Here is an 18,649-nt window from a genome sequence, read left to right as displayed (position 1 = left end):
TTTGTAGTACATCCTCCCAAAATTTAGGCTACTTTCCAAACATCACCTGGCGTATCTAACGTACAACGTGCAATGTTCCCTTGTTTTTCTCAAAGCACGAACCTTCCAGTTGAATAACCCTGGCATTCTGGAAGGACATTATCTTCTTTATGAGAGATAAAGAATCAACCCAGGTAGCCGCGTATCAAATTATGTGTTTGCATCGATTCTCATAGAGATTATAGCCTGCAATATTACAAGTCAAAATATATTCTATTTTTGCAAACTACTATACCAGGCTGCAGTCGATGAGCACTTTCCGATGTTGATGTATAGTCGCACTGAAAAACCGGGAACCAGCAACGCATGAAAGATATCCTAGTACTTGTCTTCAGTAACCTTAAACACGATGCGCGGGTAACGCGGCAGATTAATTTTCTGAGAAAAGAACATCGCGTTACGGTGGTATGCTTTGATGCTGAAGATACTCCGGGTGTTACATTTATAAGGGTTACGCAAACCAAACTTACGCTCTTCCGAAAAGCGCTGATGGCTATAAGCCTGCTCATCCGTCAATACAATGCTGCCTATCAGTTGTTTCATTCGTATGGTCACCTTACGGAGCAGTTGAGTTCAAAACGATTCGATCTCATTGTGGCTAACGATATCGATACGCTTCCGTTGGCTTTTAAATTTAAGGGCAACGCGAAAATTATATTCGATGCGCATGAGTATGCTCCACGACATTTTGAGAACAACAAGATCTGGAAAACATTTTTTCAGCCCTTCTATATTCATCTTTGTGAAAAGTATATACCTAGGGTTGACGGTATGCTGACGGTTGGTAAGGGATTGGCCAACGAATACGAAAAACATTTCGGAGTGAAACCTGTGATCATTACCAATGCTACACGTTATCATGATATAGCGCCAGCACCTATAAAACCTGATACGATACGCCTCATCCATCATGGTATTGCCAATCCATCACGGAGGCTTGAATTGATGGTGGAGATGATGGATTATCTGGATGAACGGTTCACGTTGGATTTGATGCTGATGACCTCCGACTTCGCTTCTGGTCAGACAAAGGCATTCATCGAAAATTTAAAAACGAGTGCTTCTAAAAACCCCAAGATTAAAATTTTACCTCCTGTAAAAAGTCATGCTGTTGTTACTACTATTCAACCGTATGACATCGGAGTGTTTCTTTTACCGCCTGTCAACTTTAACTACGAGAATACACTTCCCAACAAACTGTTTGACTTTATCCAGGCACGATTGGGAATTGCTATAGGGCCGACACCCGAAATGGCTTCCATTGTAAATCATTATTCTATAGGGGTTGTATCAGAGGAGTTTACGGCTAAAAGTCTGGCTGCTAAATTAAACGCGCTTACAACAGAGCAGGTAGCATCCTTTAAGTCTAACGCTGGTATAGCTGCAAAAGAACTGAATGCTGAACGCAACGAAGAGATCTTTAACCGCCTTGTAAAAGAAGTATTGAGCCGTTAGCAAGTTTCAGGGGATTGTGTAAATTTCAAACATTAAAAAACAAACACAACCTCATGAAGCCCCTCCTGTCCATACTTGCATTGTTTATTTTTTTATCGGCTTGTAAAACCAATGAAATGAAAACCATCGGATCGATTGAACGCGTGGACCCTGCGTTGGATGCTATTATTTCGGCTAACGCACAACCTGAAATTATAGCGGAAGGCTTTGAATGGAGTGAAGGCCCATTGTGGTTAGAGGAAATAAAGACATTGATCTTTTCAGATGTTCCCAAGAATATAATTCATCAGTGGTCAGAACAAAAAGGCTTGTCGGTATATCTTACTCCTTCAGGATATACCAGCTCGGTGCCGCGTGGTGGCGAGATGGGCTCGAATGGCTTAACGCTTACACCGGATGGAAAGCTTGTGCTTTGTCAGCATGGTGATCGCAGAGTGGCTGTTATGAATGCACCGGTTAATGACCCTAAACCTGACTTCACAACTATATCTGACAACATTGATGGCAAAAAATTAAGCAGTCCGAACGATGCTGTTGTTCGCAGCAATGGCGATGTATTCTTTACCGATCCTCCCTATGGTTTGCCAAAGCAAGCAGAAGACCCAACAAAAGAAACACCTTACAACGGGGTATATAAGGCTTCAGGAGGAAAGACTATTTTGCTGGTGGATTCGCTGACAAGACCGAACGGCATAGCGTTTCTTCCCGGAGAAAAAACCTTTATCGTGGCAAACTCGGATTCAGACAAAGCGATCTGGTACGCATTTGATCTGAATGAAAATGATTCTGTCACCAACGCGCGTATCTTCTACGATGCAACGGCTGAAGCAAAAAAAGAGAAAGGACTTCCGGATGGTTTTAAGGTTGATAAGAAAGGGAATATATATGCTTCCGGTCCAGGCGGCTTGTGGATTTTCAACGCTGAGGGCAAAGTACTTGGCAAAATCAAAATACCTGAAGCAACTTCTAACTGCGCTTTGAGTGCTGATGAGAAAACACTATACCTTACCGCAGATATGTACGTTATTCGTGTAAGACTTCGCGAATAAATTTAAATATAGGCTGTGGTATAAATATAGCACAGCCTACATCTCTTTTCCTACATCATTGCTTTGTCTTCCAAATCGAAATACTCCAACCTGGTCCACTGGAGACTTTATACTTATCAGAGAAATTTCCCTGGTTGATTCCCAGAGAAAAATTAAGAAGGCTGTTCATATATACCAGGTTCTTCCCTACCGGTACACCTGCAAAAGTATTGACATACGGGATGTCCTCTTCAAACATTGGCTGGCCGTTATCATAAATTATTATATGGACTTTATCATGAAGCTTTACGCCAAGTTTTCCAAAGATCTCCATATCGATGTTTGTCCAGACATTGCCGTATTGTATATCCAACGCTGGAATATTTCCTTTGATTACACCATTCACCAAAACCGGTTTTTGATAGTCCATACGGACAACCTGTGCACTAAGCTTAGGTCCTACTTCCTGGAATGTTATAGTGCCGGCTGCGAGGCGTGCGCCTGTAAAGGCATATACATCACGGCCATGAAATGTATACGACTTACCGGAGTTGCCCAACCGGTTTTTAGTTTCATCTATTTCGCGTATTTCTTCAATGCCCAGATGTTCAGCCACCAATGTGAGTGTACCATTATCAGGAGTAACTATATAATGCCCGGTTTTGGTTTTCAGAACTACCGATTTACGATCGGAGCCAACGCCCGGATCAACAATGGACACAAACACTGTACCGGCAGGCCAATATGGAACAGCCTGGTATAATCGATACGATGCCTCCCAAATATTATAGACAGGGATCTCATGTGTGACATCAAAAATTTTAAGATCTGATGAGACAGAAAAGGCAACACCTTTCATTTCAGCTACAGCACCATCCTTCAATCCAAAGTCTGATTGAAACACCAATGCTCTCGGTTGACTTATTCCGGGGTAAGAAAATCCTACAAAGAGTAATACAAAAAACAATCTATACTGTACCATACGCTATACTTGATTCTGAGTATAAATAACAACGCAAAGTCGCATTCAATCCAAATATTTGGCACAACAAATTTTCAGTAATGAACAGTTCTTTTGACGGTACTATGGCCGTGATAAATATTCGAGCTTTACCTTAAACTTACTGAAACTTCTGTTTTGAATCCGTAATTTTACCTTGTAAACACAAGGAAATATGCATGCCGTCAACCAGATAACCCCTACCGTTTTACTGCTGATGTGTATCGGTGGAATAGCATTTATACTGATTATGAAAGCTATTTTCCGAAAGGGGAAGTAAGGTTTAGTCCTGATTCGCAAGGAAATATACCATTTCAACCGTTCAATGTCCCTTTTAATCGTCAGGATGATTTTATAATTTACCTGAGTGATACTTACTTGATCCCTATAATTCAATTCAATCAACATGAAAAAAGCATTCGTCATTTGTGCGCTTGCTCTCTTTGCCTCTGCTGCTTTTGCGCAGACTACCAAAAAGACGCTCGAACTTCCTGATTTTAAAGGAATCTATGTCAACTCTAACTACACGGTGTATCTGAAGCAAACCAATAAACAGGAAGTTACTGTTGAGGCGCTCACAGAAGTTTACTCACTGACGGAGATTAAAGTTGAGAACGGTGTTCTTCAAATCAACATGGAACGTAAACCGGAAAACCCGAACAAAAGTCTTTGGGCAAAAATTGATGACATCAAACTTAACCCTACAATGAAAGTATATGTGAGCGTAAAAAATCTGAACGACTTGCAGGTAAATGGTGGTGGAAAAGTTATCTCGGAAAACTCCATTGCTGCCGACTATATAACGCTGGCTGTAAATGGAAATGGAAGTATGGATGTAGACATCAAAGGCAATACAGTAAAAGCAGAAGTGAGCGGAAGCGGAACGCTGACTTTAAAAGGTTATGCCACATCGATCGATGCCCTGGTAAGTGGAACGGGTGCTTTGAAAGGTTTTAGCTGTCCACTTGAAACTGCCAAAGCTAAAGTTAGCGGAAGCGGAACATGTGAACTTAACGTAGCCAACAACATTGATGCTACTATTCTGGGAAGCGGCTCTGTAAAACATAAGGGCAATACCAAAACAGCCGTTAAAAAAATCTACGGATCGGGTACGGTCGACCGCGCTTATTAAAAAAAATATATTCTGTTAAGGTCAGGAATTGTGATCCATTTCCTATCTTAACAGAATACATTTCGTGCATATGGGTCTTTATGGAACTCTTATTGTTGTAGCGATTCTTATATATTTTTTCCGCAACAGCATCTTCGGAAAAAATCTCGAAACCAAAGATGATCGCTATAACGCGATGCGTAAACAACGATTGGACGAGTTGGATCGGTTGTTAGATAAAATCAATACTCGTGGCATCGATAGCCTGACTCCAGGTGAACGGAGACGTCTCGATGAGTTATCCGGTAAAAAGTGATGAGGGTCCCCATTTCAACACTGCACCTCTTTCCTATACTCGATCAAAAATTAATTGAACTTCTAAAGTCTTTAACGCCTGAAGATTGGAATAAAAAAACGCGCGCTAAACAGTGGACGGTAAAAGATATAGCAGGTCATTTACTGGATGGTAATCTCAGAACATTATCCATATCGCGTGACCGTCATTTTGGGGAAGCACCGGAAAATATTCAATCATACCAGGACCTGATAAACTTTCTCAATCGACTGAACGCTGATTGGGCAAAAGCAATGAAACGGTTGAGCCCCGTTGTTTTGATTGATCTATTGGAGACAACGGGACACGCATACTATACGCACCTTGCCTCACTTGACCCCATGGATGAAGCCATCTTTTCTGTGGCCTGGGCTGGTGAAGATAAATCGTTTAATTGGTTTCACATCGCGCGAGAGTATACCGAGAAGTGGCATCATCAGCAGCAGATTCGTGAAGCGGTTGATAAACCTGGGATTACCATGCGTATACTATACTTCCCTGTTCTGGATACATTTATGCAGGCGCTTCCACATCATTATCGCTCCACTCCTGCGCCTGAAGGTACCGTTGTAAGAGTACATATCACAGGTGAAGCTGGTGGACAGTGGTCTGTCATTCATAAAGGTGATGCCTGGAAATTTACTGAACCAACCGAAGCAGCGGATTGCGAAATTATTATACCGGGTGACGATGCCTGGAAATTATTCACCAAAGGACTCTCCACCGCAGAGGCAGAAAGTGTAATCCAGGTAAATGGACATGTCGAATTCGGTAAACCTATATTTACAATGCTTGCGGTTATGGCTTAGTGATATCGCTATAGCTGGAGTTTGATCTTCAATTTATTCAAGCCGATTACAAATGCCATAATCGCAATGGCATATATAGCCGACCAAATAACACCTACAGTTCCCTGATAAAACAGATCTGGCCATTCGATGTGCAGAAGTTTAAACAGCGCATACAAAATAAAGGGAATAATGTAGGTTAACAAAGGATTCGAGGCTGCCGGCTTAAAGAAGGCAGTCCAGCTACTAATCTTTTTCAAATCGATCAACCAATACAAAAACGCAAAGATCAGGCTACAAAATCCTGCGCTATACAAGCTCCACGTTGGCGTTGCATAAATCTTGGATATAGTATAGTGCGGCCGAAGCACAAACCCTGCTATAAATATAACGGCTGCGAATGTGAATACGAACATGAATCGCTGTGAGTCACTTCTCTTTTGCTTTGTATCGAAAAACATAAGCGACACTGCAATACCACAAAGCACAATAGCCGTATGTGTCGCGTGACCTGTTTGACCGCTCATCCAACGCATCACAGATGAACTGTCGGCCATTGATGATCTTCCTGCTGCGTAGAATAAAATGCATACACCAATGGCTACGATAATGGCGATTAGTTTCCCATTGAGTAGCTGACATAGTATACAGGCAATCAAATATGCCCAGCCGATTAATCCCAGGATGCCCCACCATTGTGGCGTTAAAGATTGCGTGCCATCTTCACCACCTTTGTATATAAATGCAAGCACCAGTAACAATGCTATACCAATAACCCGCAATGCATAAATAACAGCTTTGGATTTAAAAGTATATACATTCCAAATGAGTATAACACCTGCATAAAATAATAACGACCATAGTGCAATCGACATGCCCATCGCTTCTTCATTATAACCGCCTTCGGCATTTACCATAAAAACGCCCAGCACAATCAATCCGATGGTTCGAAAGAGAATATGAAGTTGTAACTGTCCAATATTATCTCCTTTGGAGAGGCGATTATTAATTGCGAAAGGTATTGACATTCCTACAATGAAAAGGAAAGCAGGAAACACCATATCGACAAAGGTCATAGCATCGGCGTCCGCTGGCATGTGTTTCATCCAGAGTGGTATACCTTGCACACCAGCCAGTTCATTTACAAAAATCATGACCAGGATCGTGATTCCACGAAATGCATCGATGGAGAGAATGCGCTGTGTAGTGAGTGCGTTGTACATGATGGGATTATGGATTGGTAATGGTGATGGTCTTCCCTCCTCTTCCCTTCTGATTAAATGCCTTCAACTTGATTGTTCCCTTCTTAACTATGGGTCCGCTATATATAGCACTCTTCACCGTTGGCTCTTTTCCGTCGGTTGTATAGCGTACCACGAAACCAGACAACTGTATGTTTACATCTACTTTTCCATCCTTTACAACCGCACCGGGCGATGGTATCCGATAGTTAAAGCCTCCGCTATAAAAGTCAAGGCGCGGCAACTCTCTCGATCCTACTACAGTTACAAATTCAGACCATGCCTGCTGATATAGTTTCTCGCTTTGTGTTTCGTTTTTCTCTGTTGCCCAGGCCGGATCCTTCGCCCACGCTCTTTCTGCAAGTCCAAACATTTTGGGCAGCATCATATACTCCATGCGCTCAGGCCCCTGAACAGTTTCCGACCACAGCAATCCCTGGATCCCCAGTATATTTGACTTTCCATAATCCGTAAGCCGAGCCTTCCCTGTAAAAATTGACTTGTTCAAGGCATTCCCGAACTTGTCTTCCTTTGCATTCTTGAAATAATCGTACGGAATAAAATAGTAGGGCTTATCTATATCTACAAAGGCACCCCAATAGTACCCAGGCTCATCGAAAGACTTCTGATACGCCATATCAAAGTATAGATTGCTTACACACGACAGTACTACTTTATAGCCTGCATTTGCCAATTGATAGGCCAGGTCTTCTGCGCCCCAGCCAAGAACGTTATTCCAGACGTCTACCTGCAGATGATCTTTTACAAAATCGGGATTCGGTATATAGTGATTATTACCATCGAGCTTCGTCTTGCGCATGGAAATCTCTTCCCATCCGTACAGTCCAAGTCCTTTGCTCTGCAGCATTGTATTGACCTTGCCGAAGAAATAATACCAGAGGTCATCAACGTTGTTAACCGATGCATCTTCATTTATCAGCTTTTGACACGCAGGTGATTTCTCCCATACACCTGCTGGCACCTCATCACCTCCAAAATGAATCGTTGTCAACGGTACGCCTGCACGCTTATATTGGTCTATGACCTCATCTACTACCTTTTCCAGGAACATATACGTGGAAGACATTGCTACATTCATCACATTGTCATTCCAACCTTGCACGGATCTATATACCGACTGATCTTCGGGATCGTGCAGTAAATATTTTTCGGCTGCTTCCTTTTTGCCTTCTTTCATGAGTCTTTCATACCGCGCGTCCATTGATTTTACAGCGGCTCTCGCATGGCCCGGGGTTTCAATCTCCGGTATCACACGAATGTGTCGGGCCATAGCATACTTCAGTATATCTATATAGTCGGCTTGTGAATAATAACCTGTACCGTAAGCGTTGTTTATATCCGGCCCTGAACCATACGATGGAGGTAAATTTGCATTGTTGTCACCGGTGTGACCACGTTTCGACCCAACTTGCGTAAGCTCTGGCAGCGAAGGGATTTCAAGTCTCCATCCTTCATCATCGTTTAAATGAAAGTGAAGTACATTTAGTTTATACAAGGCCATCAAGTCAAGCAATTTCAAGATTTGCTGCTTGCGCTGAAAATTTCTCGATACATCCAGAAAGAACGCGCGGTGTGGAAATCTTGGTGCATCGGTTACATGAACGTTTGGAACTTCAATAGCCGTTTGAGTCTTTGCAAAAGACTGTGGTGGCAACAATGTTTTAAGTGACTGAATGCCGTAAAAAATTCCGGCTCCAGATGATGCAGCAATCGTGATGTTTTCATTTGTAATGGTAAGCTGGTATGCCTCCGGAGCATCACTATTCTTTTGCAGCTGAATGTACTTTGCGCCTTTATTACCAGCAGTAGATATAGCAGGATTTGTCTTGAATATACCCGACAGATCAGTCGCCAAAAGTTCTGCTTCATTTGCAAACGCAGGGTCTGTCACAATAGCAACATCCTTTGTTAAAACAAAAGCTCCGGGGTTCTCCCGGTACGTAACCGGAGTTGGGAAAACTTTCGTCAATTTATCAGGCGCGACCGGAAGTATAGCTTTATTCTGATCGTACGTGATCGCAGGTGTTATCAAACCGATTTTGTCTCCTGGAAATCGTAAGTATTGTTTAGGTTCGGTGGATGGCTTGATCGTATAGTTTGTTACCGGTATACCTTTTGATGGAGCCTCGTTCCAGATTATATATATACCTGCGGGACCATCGGTGAAGTTTACTACCCAGTCACTTGAAACAAATTCCACGCGCAGTGAATTACCAGCTTTGATTCCCTGGAAATCTGCCTTTGGAAATAATCGGAACAAATCACCATTCACTCGCTCGATCGTAACGCCTCCCGTTGTAGAAGCCGGATCGACCGTACGCACAAAATTAAAATACAATGTCCAGCCCTGCTTAGGCAAATCAGTTTTGCCAGTATTTGTAAATGTAAAAGCAGATTGAAACTGGGATTTATTCTGATGACTGTTCTCTATAACTTCCCATTGTATATTTATATTCTTTGCATCAAATAGGTTGGATTGTGATTGTACTGAAAGCGAAATCAGCACCATTACAGCAAAAAGGGAAACTCTCATTGGCGGGTAATCAATATTTAGTTATAAATGTATACTATACGATTAAATCTATATTTACCGGTAATATAAATGAATTGAAAAATACTCAGCCGATGAAATGAAAATAATTTAAGTACACACCACACACACTTTTAAAAGTATAAATGCACATGAGCACACCATAAAAACTATACGGGTATATTTGGTCATCTTTTTATTTTCATATATCAAATACATACATAGGCACTGACTTACGATCACTTCACTATAGCATTTTATAGCTGCATGTCGTAACATTCAACTGTGTCCACATCATAGAATTTATCATTTTTGAAGCTCGCCATTTTGTTTGCTTTTGGTGTGAATGAAATTTAAGTCTATCAAAAACGCTTTTTTCAGCTCAAAAACGCCACAAAACAAAAATTGTTAAAAATCAAAAAAATCTTTTTATTTTGCAGTTGTTAATTGTCAAGCTTCACTGAGGCCACCCTCAGAAGTCATTCGCGAGTAGTTCCAGTCGAGTCTGTCAGTTTTCAAAAATTAATTTTCTCATTTATCTTTTAAACAATGAACATTTACGTTGCCAACATCCCTTTTAAGGCATCCGAACAGGAATTGAAGGGATTATTCGAAGAGTATGGCGAAGTTTCTTCTGCCAAGATTATCATGGACAAAGTAACGCAACGCAGTCGCGGTTTCGGTTTTATCGAAATGGCGGATGACGCTGCTGGCCGTCAAGCTATCACTAGCCTTAACGGATTCAACTTCCTGGGCAAAACCCTCGTAGTGAACGAAGCAAGACCTAAGTCTGATGCACCTCGCAGTGGCGGTGGTGGATACAGAAGTGGTGGTGGCGGTGGTTTCAACCGCAGAAATAATAACAACGATTATTAATTCGGAGGAATAACCAAAGACTCGGAAAACTGCCCGGTATATACCGGGCAGTTTTTTTTATATTCGTTTCATACTATATAATTCTAAAGTCATGAACCTGAATAAAACACAAAAAATCCTGCTTGGTATATTTACCATCGTGCCCTTCATTTTATCCGGCTATATATTCTACCAGATACTTCACTTTATACTCTCTACTGTTGAAGCAAGCCAGGGTCAGGATTACGAACCTTCAGAGTCTGCAATCATAGCGGGTGTCCTATCGTTTATCGTCCCGATTATTGTACTCACATTCATATCACTTTTCCTCCATGTATTTTACATTGTACATGCTGCGCTGAACAAACAACTTGATCAGACTGAAAAGATACTCTGGATACTCCTCTTTATTTTCTTTGGGACAATACCTTTTATCATTTACTGGTTCATTCGTCTTTGGAATGAAAATCAGAGACCACTCACGCAGGGTCTGTAAATTGTTATATTCTTCTAGGTTTTACGAAAGCATTTTCGTAAACTTTGTATAGATCAACAATAAACATTATGAGCGTTATCACCGATGTAGAAAAGTGGGGTAACAATCACCGCCCTGGTTTTCTGGATATATTTCGCATTGCACTTGGAGTATTTATCACCTACAAAGGATTGTATTTCATCACGCACATGCATGAACTGGAAATGACAACGGATGGTATAAATCTTTACTTTGCCGGAATGACATTAGAGCACTATATAGTGTTTGCACATATCTGTGCAGGGCCGATGATCGCATTCGGATTATTCACGCGTATAGCGTGCCTCATACAGATCCCAATATTGATTGGAGCCGTATTTATGGTTAACGCTCCAAAAGGTTTTCTTTCTATAGGCCAGCATATGGAACTCTGGCTTTCCATTGTCGTCTTAGTTGGTTTGGTCACATTCATGGTGTTTGGTGCAGGACGCTATTCTATCGATGCGAAGCGAAGAAAAGAAATGCACATTGCAGAGCATTCGTAAAGCATTCTCCTAACCTAAACCGAAGGCATCCGATTACCTCGGATGCCTTTTTATTTTCACACATTCTGATTCGATTATCTTGTTTGCATCCGTACTTCACGCTGGAATTTGTAATTTGGGCTTTTGATTTTGCTATGAAGTACATGCTCGGTATAGACATCGGAACAGGAAGTACAAAGGCGGTAGCGGTTGACTACAATGGGAAAGCGATATATACCGAACAGGTTGCTTATCCTACGTTGTCAACTCAACCCGGTTATAGCGAACAGGCACCGGAGATCATCTGGCAGGCTTTTCTGAAATGTATACTTCGATGCACGACAGCTCTGCAGCAAAGTCCGCAGGGAGTTGCTCTTAGCAGTGCCATGCATAGTTTCATCCCAGTTGATACGCAGGGGAATCCACTTATGAACATGATTACCTGGGCAGATAACCGGAGCGCTTCGATAGCAGACCGAATTAAAAATTCTGCGCTTGGTGAAACACTGTACAAGCAATCCGGAACTCCCGTTCACGCCATGTCTCCGCTGTGTAAAATTATATGGTTGCGAGAACATGCTCCTGAAATCTACACAGCTGCTTCAAAGTATATATCTATAAAAGAGTATATCTGGTTCAAGCTTTTTGGGACGTACGAGGTCGATCACTCTATTGCATCGGCAACCGGCCTATTCGATATTGAAAAACTTACCTGGAGTGAACAGGCGCTACAAGTATGTGAAATATCCGAATCAAAACTTTCAACACCTGTCAGCACAACGTTTCAACGTAGTACATTGACGGAAGAGACTTCTAAAATTACGGGCTTACCAATTGATATACCCTTTATCATAGGTGCCAGTGATGGTTGCTGTGCCAATGTGGGTAGCCAGGCCGTTGACCCGGGCATCGCGGCGTTGACCATCGGCACGAGTGGAGCGATACGTGTTGCCAGCACGAGACCTACTTTTAATTATGGCGCCATGACCTTCAATTACCGACTGGATGAAAATACGTTTATCTCCGGTGGACCGATTAACAACGGTGGTGTAGCACTCAAATGGTATATGTTGAATTTCCTGAAGAAAGAACTTGCGTCTCCTTCTGATTACGATGATGTTCTCAAAGATATAGATCTTGTCAAAGCCGGCTCCGATGGATTAATCTTTCTGCCCTATATATTAGGTGAACGTGCCCCATTGTGGAACAGTGAAACCTCCGGGGTATTTTTTGGTATTACCGCGCATCATACGCAGGCATATTTCACACGTGCTGTACTCGAAGGCATTACACTATCGCTATATCATATCAGTCAATGCCTGGAAGAATCAGGATTGATTATACAACAGGTAAATGTAAGTGGAGGGTTTGTTCGTTCGGAGCGCTGGGTGCAATTGCTAGCCGATATTTTTGGTAAACCTATAGGCCTTACCAACACGGATGACGCTTCTGCCATTGGTGCGGCCTATATGGCTATTAAGAAACTGGAATCGTTACCCGACTATAACTCGTTTAAGCAGGATCAGGTGCGTGTCTTTACACCGGACTTAGCAAATCACCAGGTATATAAAGAGCGCATATTTCCGTTGTTCCGGAATCTTACGAATACTTTGCTTCTCAATATGAGTATAGTATCGGACATGAGAACATCGGTGCTTCAATAGAATTTCAGGAGATGAACTATACATCTTAACTTTCAACGTCATCTATAACAAGTATGCAAATCGGATTGATCGGTCTAGAAGAAACGGGATTTAATCTTGCGCTGTCACTACACTCGAAAGGATACAAGGTTGTTGTATACGATCACAACGAAGATGTTTTGCAAGACATTCATCGAAAAGGTATATCAACAACGAAGTCGCTAAAAGATTTTGCTGAAAGCCTCTCCACAAAACGAGTGATCTGGATGATGATTTCTGCAGGCGACCGGATGGATGAAACACTTGCCAACCTTTCGGGATATCTCTCCGTGAGTGATATTATAATTGATGGTAGTAATTCGTTCTATAAAGATACTATCCGCAGAGGACAAGCATTACAAGGTATGCAGATTGACTATCTCGACTGTGGAGTTATTGGAGATATACACCGGACGGCATCGGATGTTCGCATAACGATTGGTGGCAACCGGTTTGCGCTTAACTTCTGTGAATCACTGTTCAAAGATATTGCTGCTCACGGGGGCTACCTATATTGCGGGCGTAGTGGCTCGGGGCATTTCGCAAGCATGATTTACAAGGCCGTTAAGGATGGCACCATGCAAAATCTTGAGGAAGGATTAAGCGGTGCGCACACCAGCGAATTCACATTGGATATAGAAAAGATTATCAACTTCTGGAAACACAATAGTATCTCTGAAAATTAGCTTGTTTATCTATACTATATGTCATGATCAGGAACGTTTCAGTTCTATGATCGTCAACTCCGGTGGCATTCCTATTCTTCCAGGATAACCTAAATATCCAAAGCCACGATTGACATACAGGTATTGAGATCCTTCCTGGTATAGTCCTGCCCATTGCTTGTAGGCATATTGTGAAGGACTCCACTTTATATTCCCGATCTCGATGCCAAATTGAAAACCATGTGTATGTCCGGCAAATGCTATATCTATATCCGGATACAACGGACGAACCTGAGCATCCCAGTGACTTGGGTCATGTGAAAGCAAAAGCTTTACAGGAGCATCTTCCGTTCCGGCATAGGCCTGGTCAAGTTTACCATACTTGGCAAATCTTCCTCCTCCCCAATTCTCTATACCCAGAATTGCCAGCTTCTCTCCTCCTGTCTCTATAAATTTATGTTCATTCATTAGCAGGTTAAATCCGAGCAAACGATGCGCTTCTATAAGGTCCTTAAAATTCTTTTGCTTCGCCTGAAGTGATGGCCATTGGTGATAGTCGCCATAGTCGTGATTACCCGTTACCGAGAATACTCCCAAAGGTGCTTTCAGTTTATTGAAGATATCGATGTAATCTTTTACTTCGGCAGATTCGTTGTTTACCAGGTCACCCGTAAAGAAGAGTATATCTGGCTTTTCATTCAACATCATTTCAATTCCACCTTTTACGGCAGTCTTGTTAAAGAAACTTCCGGAGTGAATATCCGAAAGCTGTCCGATCTTTATACCATCAAACGCCTTTGGGAGATTCGGAAGGTATATAGTTTTCTTTCTTACACGATAATCATGCGCACCGGAAACTACACCATATACCATGGTACCAAACGGAACGGCTGCCGCTACGAGCGCAGTCTTTGACAAAAACTCTGACCGCGTTATAGCTTCTCCCGGCAAATCACCCGATGGTCCTTTGTAAAAGAAACTCACCAGCCATCGCATACCTCTGTATAAATCATCTATAAACAGAACGACTACAGCAAATACTTTTGAAAAGTACACAGCAACGAGCCCGGTAAGGATCCAATTACGGGTACCTGCACTTACCTGGTAGGGATCACCAAGTGTCCACCAAAGAAGTGCTCCTATACTTAACAAGGTAGGAACCCAGAAGCCAATCCGAACTATATTTTTCGAAACCGGACTCCAGTCTTCACTTACAATCTTTATCGCTTGAAATACATAGTAATCTATTACCAGAAAGAGTAACCCAAAGAATATCAAAGTCGTCATGCGAGATCTCATAATAAAAAAAGTCGTCTACATGTATAGACGACTTTCTTCAATTTTTAGTTTCTGGTTACAGAAAGTTAATCGTTAGCCGCATCAAAAAAACCAAACTGAACCTATTTACCTGTCGCGGCTAACGATTAACTCCCCGTTTATACTTTATACGGTAGCAATCGCTCCGTCTGCAGTTTCACCACCATGTACTTCTTCTTTCTTATCCTTATAAACTTTGGATTTCAACTTTGCTACCAGCAGATACATCACTGGCACCAGGAACAATGTTAGGAATGTACCGAAGATCAAACCGAAGATCATCGTCCATGACAGAGGTCCCCAGAAAGCAACGTTATCACCACCAAAGAATATATGTGGATTGAATTCAGTGAACAACGTTACGAAGTCGATGTTCAATCCAACCGCCAATGGTATAAGTCCTAATGTAGCGGCCATTGCTGTCAATAATACAGGTGTCATCCTGGTTCTTGCTGCTTCAATGATGGCTTCTTTCAGTTCTATACCTTGGGATATAAGGAGATCTGTAAATTCCACCAACAATATACCGTTACGAACCACGATACCTGCCAATGCCATTATACCGACACCCGACATAACAATGGATATCTCCATTCTGAATAATGAGAAACCTAGCAACACACCAATCACACTGAATATAATTTCCATCAGAATGATGAGTGGCTTGCTTACGGAGTTAAACTGGATTACAAGAATCATAAAGATCAACCCCAGGGCTACCAGTCCGGCTACACCCAGGAACGCTGACGTCTCTGCCTGATCTTCCTGTGCACCTGTCATCTTAACTGTTACTTCGTCTGGTATAGAAATTGACTTTAACCGGTTTTGTATATCGGCTACAACTTCGTTTTCATTATAGTCACTGAGTACATTTGATGAAAGTGATATGACACGTTTCTGATCGATACGTTTAATACCGGCATAACTGTTCGAGTATTCTATCGTTGCAAAAGATGATAACGGCACTTGGCGTACAGCTCCTCCGCTAGCCATATCTCGATAGGTGACCGGAAGGTTCATCAAGGTATTGATATCATTTCGCTGATCCTCTTTTATACGCAGTTCAATCGGGTAATCATCATTCTCATCACGGAACCTTGAAACTTCCTGACCATAGATTGCAGTATTCAAAATTCCACCGATCACTCCCGTTGATATACCTTCACGATTTGCTTTTTCACGATCGATCTTGATTACAATCTCCGGTTTATCGCTTTGAAAATCTGACTTCAATTCTTCTACACCCGGAACCTGCAAGGAATCAAGATAACGTTTTGTACGATCAGCAGTAGAAACGAGTAAGTCAAAATTATCCGCTGCAATTTCAATGTTGATTGGTTTACCTGTTGGCGGACCACCTTGCTCCTGGTTAACAGAAATTTCAGCGCCTTTGATTCCTTTTACAGCTTCGCGGATTTTATCAAGATAATCTTTTGAAGAGCGTCCATCACGTTTTGCAAAATCAACAAACGCAACGGTAACTTTTCCTAAATGTGGCTGCGCCTGCGTTCCGGAGAATTGATCTTCCGCTGCCCCCACCGATACGTTGGATATAATAGACTCAACCATCGTTGTATCTTTTCCGATCACTTTAATAACCCGGTCTTCCACAATGTTGGTAATGGAATCTGTAACAACTTGATCTGTACCAATCGGCATACGGACATAGGCAAATATAAAATTAGGATCGCCTTGCGGGAAGAATACAACAGGAGGCTTACGAATTCCTGTAAAGATTATTGAAAATATAAACAATGCAACTACTCCACCTACTACACCATACGGTCTCCAGCTTTCAAGACACCACGTAATACATTTACCATAGCCGCGTTGTACGGAAGGCCATGCTTTTGTTTGAAAACCAGATATAACTTCTTCCAACACAAAACGGTGTAATGAATATATACCGAAAATGAATATCGTAAAATTACCCATACCGAAAGAACCTGTTACATAGAACAACAGTGCGATGGCCAGAAAAACAACAGCTGATATTTTATAGCCCTTGGTAAATTTTGGTTTGTTGTCATGATCGTGATCGTGTGGTTTCATGAAGTCTGCAGCGAACACGGGGTTCATTATATAGGCCACAACAAGTGAAGCAAGCAATGCAACGATTAGTGTAACGGGAAGGTAAAACATAAATTTACCTATAACACCTGGCCAGAAAGCCAACGGTACAAATGGAGCAAGTACTACTAATGTACCTGATAACACGGGCATGAATACTTCGCCGGCAGCAATCTTCGCTGCTTTACGAATTGGCACTTTGCCATTATCAAATACACGGTGTGTGTTTTCAATTACTACGATCGCATCATCCACAACTATGCCTAACGCCAGCAGAAAAGAAAACAGCGTCATCATGTTCAGTGTAAACCCTAATGTGGGGAACGTTAGGAACGCAATAAAGCTGGAGAGTGGAACGGACAATCCTACGAAGATCGCATTGGTTGCACCCATGAAGAACATGAGAATTATAGTTACCAGTACGAAACCAATAATGATCGTGTTGATCAAATCGTGCAACGTCATACGTGTGTTGTCCGATTGATCGGCAGTGATCGTTACTTTTAAACCATTGGGTAAAATACCATTTTCATATTCCTTAACGATCTCATTGATCTGGTCAGAAGCAAGAATCAGGTTTTCACCACCGCGTTTTACAACGTTTAGTGTAACAACATTTTTCTCGTCTAAACGTGCAAAGCTCTCTTGTTCTTTGTGTGTATCGCTTACCTCAGCAACATCTCTTAAATATACCTTGCCTCCTTTTGTACCACCAATAACGATACCGCCCATTTGCTCGGCAGAAACAAATTCACCGTTCACACTCATAGAGCGTTTCATTCCATCAACAGAAAGCTGTCCACCAGCAATGATGACGTTCTCATACTTTATAGCTTGTGAAATATCATCAAGGCTTACACCTGCCAGTGCTGATTTATATAGATCCACGTTTACCTGAATCTCACGATCAAGCGCACCGACTATATCTACTCTGCGGATTTCTTTAAGGGATTCAATCCGGTCTTGCATTTGCTCGGCATATTTTTTCAATGTTTGCAAATCGTAATCACCGGATAGATTTATATTCATGATCGGAACTTCCGAAATATCAACATCCACTACTTGCGGATCATCGTCCAGATCAGTGGGAAGATCTTTCTTCGCTTTATCAACGGCTTCCTGTACTTCACGCTTTGCTTCTTTAACTTCAACATCCGTTTCGAATTCGATGATTACGTTAGAGAAGTTCTGCAGTGAATTGCTGGTTATTTTTTTAACACCGGCTATAGATTTTACCTGTTTCTCAATCTGTTTAGAAATCAGGTTCTCTATATCTTCAGGAGCACCGGGATATACAGTGGCTACATATATCTGCGGAAATACTACCTCCGGGAAATTCTCCTTAGGCAGACTGTTGTACGTCATGATCCCCGCCAGGCAGATAATAATAGTAGCAACGTAGATCGCCACCTTATTATCGATCGACCAACTGGTGGGTTTAAATTCTTTCTCTATGTCATGCATAAATTTCAGTGTTAGTTGTGGGTAATGTCGCGAGCCATTGGTAACAAATC

Annotated in this window: 15 protein-coding genes; 10 read left to right on the top strand and 5 right to left on the bottom strand. The window is 41.9% G+C overall.

Annotated elements, in window-relative coordinates; translation table 11 throughout:
* The first annotated feature begins 345 nt into the window (after positions 1-345).
* Positions 346-1,494 (top strand): glycosyltransferase, encoded by a 1,149-nt coding sequence (locus B5Y40_RS08160; RefSeq protein WP_079686194.1) that lies wholly within the window; start codon positions 346-348, stop codon positions 1,492-1,494.
* Positions 1,495-1,547: 53 nt separating this feature from the next.
* Positions 1,548-2,543 carry an SMP-30/gluconolactonase/LRE family protein gene (locus B5Y40_RS08155; RefSeq protein ID WP_079686193.1) on the top strand — a complete coding sequence of 332 codons (996 nt, stop codon included), beginning with the start codon at positions 1,548-1,550 and terminating at the stop codon, positions 2,541-2,543.
* Positions 2,544-2,598: 55 nt separating this feature from the next.
* On the opposite strand, the gene B5Y40_RS08150 is transcribed toward B5Y40_RS08155, so the two are convergent.
* Complete coding sequence (locus B5Y40_RS08150; RefSeq protein WP_079686192.1) at positions 2,599-3,504, bottom strand: SAM hydrolase/SAM-dependent halogenase family protein; 906 nt, start codon at positions 3,502-3,504, stop codon at positions 2,599-2,601.
* Positions 3,505-3,928: 424 nt separating this feature from the next.
* Between B5Y40_RS08150 and B5Y40_RS08140 the strand changes: the two genes are divergently transcribed.
* The 3 genes from B5Y40_RS08140 to B5Y40_RS08130 all read left to right on the top strand — a co-directional run bounded on the left by B5Y40_RS08140 (position 3,929) and on the right by B5Y40_RS08130 (position 5,776).
* A complete protein-coding gene (locus B5Y40_RS08140; RefSeq protein ID WP_079686190.1) occupies positions 3,929-4,654 on the top strand; it encodes a head GIN domain-containing protein in 726 nt (241 codons plus the stop codon).
* A 70-nt stretch (positions 4,655-4,724) separates the two neighbouring features.
* The gene (locus B5Y40_RS08135) at positions 4,725-4,949 is read left to right on the top strand and encodes a DUF6576 domain-containing protein (protein WP_079686189.1); all 225 of its coding nucleotides are present in this window, start codon (positions 4,725-4,727) and stop codon (positions 4,947-4,949) included.
* Positions 4,949-5,776 carry a maleylpyruvate isomerase N-terminal domain-containing protein gene (locus B5Y40_RS08130; protein WP_079686188.1) on the top strand — a complete coding sequence of 276 codons (828 nt, stop codon included), beginning with the start codon at positions 4,949-4,951 and terminating at the stop codon, positions 5,774-5,776. The genes B5Y40_RS08135 and B5Y40_RS08130 overlap by 1 nt, the downstream gene beginning before the upstream one ends.
* A gap of 8 nt (positions 5,777-5,784) precedes the next feature.
* On the opposite strand, the gene B5Y40_RS08125 is transcribed toward B5Y40_RS08130, so the two are convergent.
* Both B5Y40_RS08125 and B5Y40_RS08120 read right to left on the bottom strand, forming a co-directional pair.
* Positions 5,785-6,978, bottom strand: a complete 1,194-nt coding sequence (locus B5Y40_RS08125; protein WP_079686187.1) for a DUF5009 domain-containing protein — start codon at positions 6,976-6,978, stop codon at positions 5,785-5,787.
* A gap of 7 nt (positions 6,979-6,985) precedes the next feature.
* The gene (locus tag B5Y40_RS08120) at positions 6,986-9,550 is read right to left on the bottom strand and encodes a family 20 glycosylhydrolase (RefSeq protein ID WP_079686186.1); all 2,565 of its coding nucleotides are present in this window, start codon (positions 9,548-9,550) and stop codon (positions 6,986-6,988) included.
* 546 nt (positions 9,551-10,096) lie between these two features.
* Between B5Y40_RS08120 and B5Y40_RS08115 the strand changes: the two genes are divergently transcribed.
* The 5 genes from B5Y40_RS08115 to B5Y40_RS08095 all read left to right on the top strand — a co-directional run bounded on the left by B5Y40_RS08115 (position 10,097) and on the right by B5Y40_RS08095 (position 13,769).
* Positions 10,097-10,423, top strand: coding sequence for an RNA recognition motif domain-containing protein (locus B5Y40_RS08115; RefSeq protein ID WP_079686185.1), 327 nt, complete (start codon positions 10,097-10,099; stop codon positions 10,421-10,423).
* Between the two features lie 91 nt (positions 10,424-10,514).
* Positions 10,515-10,898 carry a hypothetical protein gene (locus tag B5Y40_RS08110; protein WP_079686184.1) on the top strand — a complete coding sequence of 128 codons (384 nt, stop codon included), beginning with the start codon at positions 10,515-10,517 and terminating at the stop codon, positions 10,896-10,898.
* A gap of 68 nt (positions 10,899-10,966) precedes the next feature.
* Entirely contained in the window at positions 10,967-11,422 is a 456-nt protein-coding gene (locus tag B5Y40_RS08105) for a DoxX family protein (protein WP_079686183.1), read from the top strand.
* A 134-nt stretch (positions 11,423-11,556) separates the two neighbouring features.
* A complete protein-coding gene (locus tag B5Y40_RS08100; protein WP_079687120.1) occupies positions 11,557-13,065 on the top strand; it encodes a gluconokinase in 1,509 nt (502 codons plus the stop codon).
* A 53-nt stretch (positions 13,066-13,118) separates the two neighbouring features.
* Positions 13,119-13,769, top strand: a complete 651-nt coding sequence (locus B5Y40_RS08095) for an NAD(P)-binding domain-containing protein (protein WP_079686182.1) — start codon at positions 13,119-13,121, stop codon at positions 13,767-13,769.
* A 27-nt stretch (positions 13,770-13,796) separates the two neighbouring features.
* Here the strand turns inward: B5Y40_RS08095 and B5Y40_RS08090 are convergent, their stop codons facing one another.
* Both B5Y40_RS08090 and B5Y40_RS08085 read right to left on the bottom strand, forming a co-directional pair.
* Positions 13,797-15,035: a metallophosphoesterase gene (locus B5Y40_RS08090; RefSeq protein ID WP_079686181.1), complete on the bottom strand. Its 1,239-nt coding sequence runs from the start codon at positions 15,033-15,035 to the stop codon at positions 13,797-13,799.
* A 156-nt stretch (positions 15,036-15,191) separates the two neighbouring features.
* Positions 15,192-18,599: an efflux RND transporter permease subunit gene (locus B5Y40_RS08085; RefSeq protein WP_079686180.1), complete on the bottom strand. Its 3,408-nt coding sequence runs from the start codon at positions 18,597-18,599 to the stop codon at positions 15,192-15,194.
* Between the last annotated feature and the right edge of the window lie 50 nt (positions 18,600-18,649).

The sequence above is a fragment of the Ohtaekwangia koreensis genome (assembly GCF_900167975.1).
Taxonomy (GTDB): Bacteria; Bacteroidota; Bacteroidia; order Cytophagales; family Cyclobacteriaceae; genus Ohtaekwangia; species Ohtaekwangia koreensis.
Note: the sequence above shows the minus strand (reverse complement) of the source record. Positions and strands in the feature narration are given on the sequence as shown.

Bases quoted from the DNA above. Each gene is read 5' to 3' on its own strand.
- B5Y40_RS08130 (WP_079686188.1), top strand. From the start codon at position 4,949: ATGAGGGTCCCCATTTCAACACTGCACCTCTTTCCTATACTCGATCAA.
- B5Y40_RS08085 (WP_079686180.1), bottom strand. From the start codon at position 18,599: ATGCATGACATAGAGAAAGAATTTAAACCCACCAGTTGGTCGATCGAT.
- B5Y40_RS08115 (WP_079686185.1), top strand. From the start codon at position 10,097: ATGAACATTTACGTTGCCAACATCCCTTTTAAGGCATCCGAACAGGAA.
- B5Y40_RS08110 (WP_079686184.1), top strand. From the start codon at position 10,515: ATGAACCTGAATAAAACACAAAAAATCCTGCTTGGTATATTTACCATC.
- B5Y40_RS08140 (WP_079686190.1), top strand. From the start codon at position 3,929: ATGAAAAAAGCATTCGTCATTTGTGCGCTTGCTCTCTTTGCCTCTGCT.
- B5Y40_RS08120 (WP_079686186.1), bottom strand. From the start codon at position 9,550: ATGAGAGTTTCCCTTTTTGCTGTAATGGTGCTGATTTCGCTTTCAGTA.
- B5Y40_RS08105 (WP_079686183.1), top strand. From the start codon at position 10,967: ATGAGCGTTATCACCGATGTAGAAAAGTGGGGTAACAATCACCGCCCT.
- B5Y40_RS08125 (WP_079686187.1), bottom strand. From the start codon at position 6,978: ATGTACAACGCACTCACTACACAGCGCATTCTCTCCATCGATGCATTT.
- B5Y40_RS08090 (WP_079686181.1), bottom strand. From the start codon at position 15,035: ATGACGACTTTGATATTCTTTGGGTTACTCTTTCTGGTAATAGATTAC.
- B5Y40_RS08135 (WP_079686189.1), top strand. From the start codon at position 4,725: ATGGGTCTTTATGGAACTCTTATTGTTGTAGCGATTCTTATATATTTT.
- B5Y40_RS08160 (WP_079686194.1), top strand. From the start codon at position 346: ATGAAAGATATCCTAGTACTTGTCTTCAGTAACCTTAAACACGATGCG.
- B5Y40_RS08095 (WP_079686182.1), top strand. From the start codon at position 13,119: ATGCAAATCGGATTGATCGGTCTAGAAGAAACGGGATTTAATCTTGCG.
- B5Y40_RS08150 (WP_079686192.1), bottom strand. From the start codon at position 3,504: ATGGTACAGTATAGATTGTTTTTTGTATTACTCTTTGTAGGATTTTCT.
- B5Y40_RS08155 (WP_079686193.1), top strand. From the start codon at position 1,548: ATGAAGCCCCTCCTGTCCATACTTGCATTGTTTATTTTTTTATCGGCT.
- B5Y40_RS08100 (WP_079687120.1), top strand. From the start codon at position 11,557: ATGAAGTACATGCTCGGTATAGACATCGGAACAGGAAGTACAAAGGCG.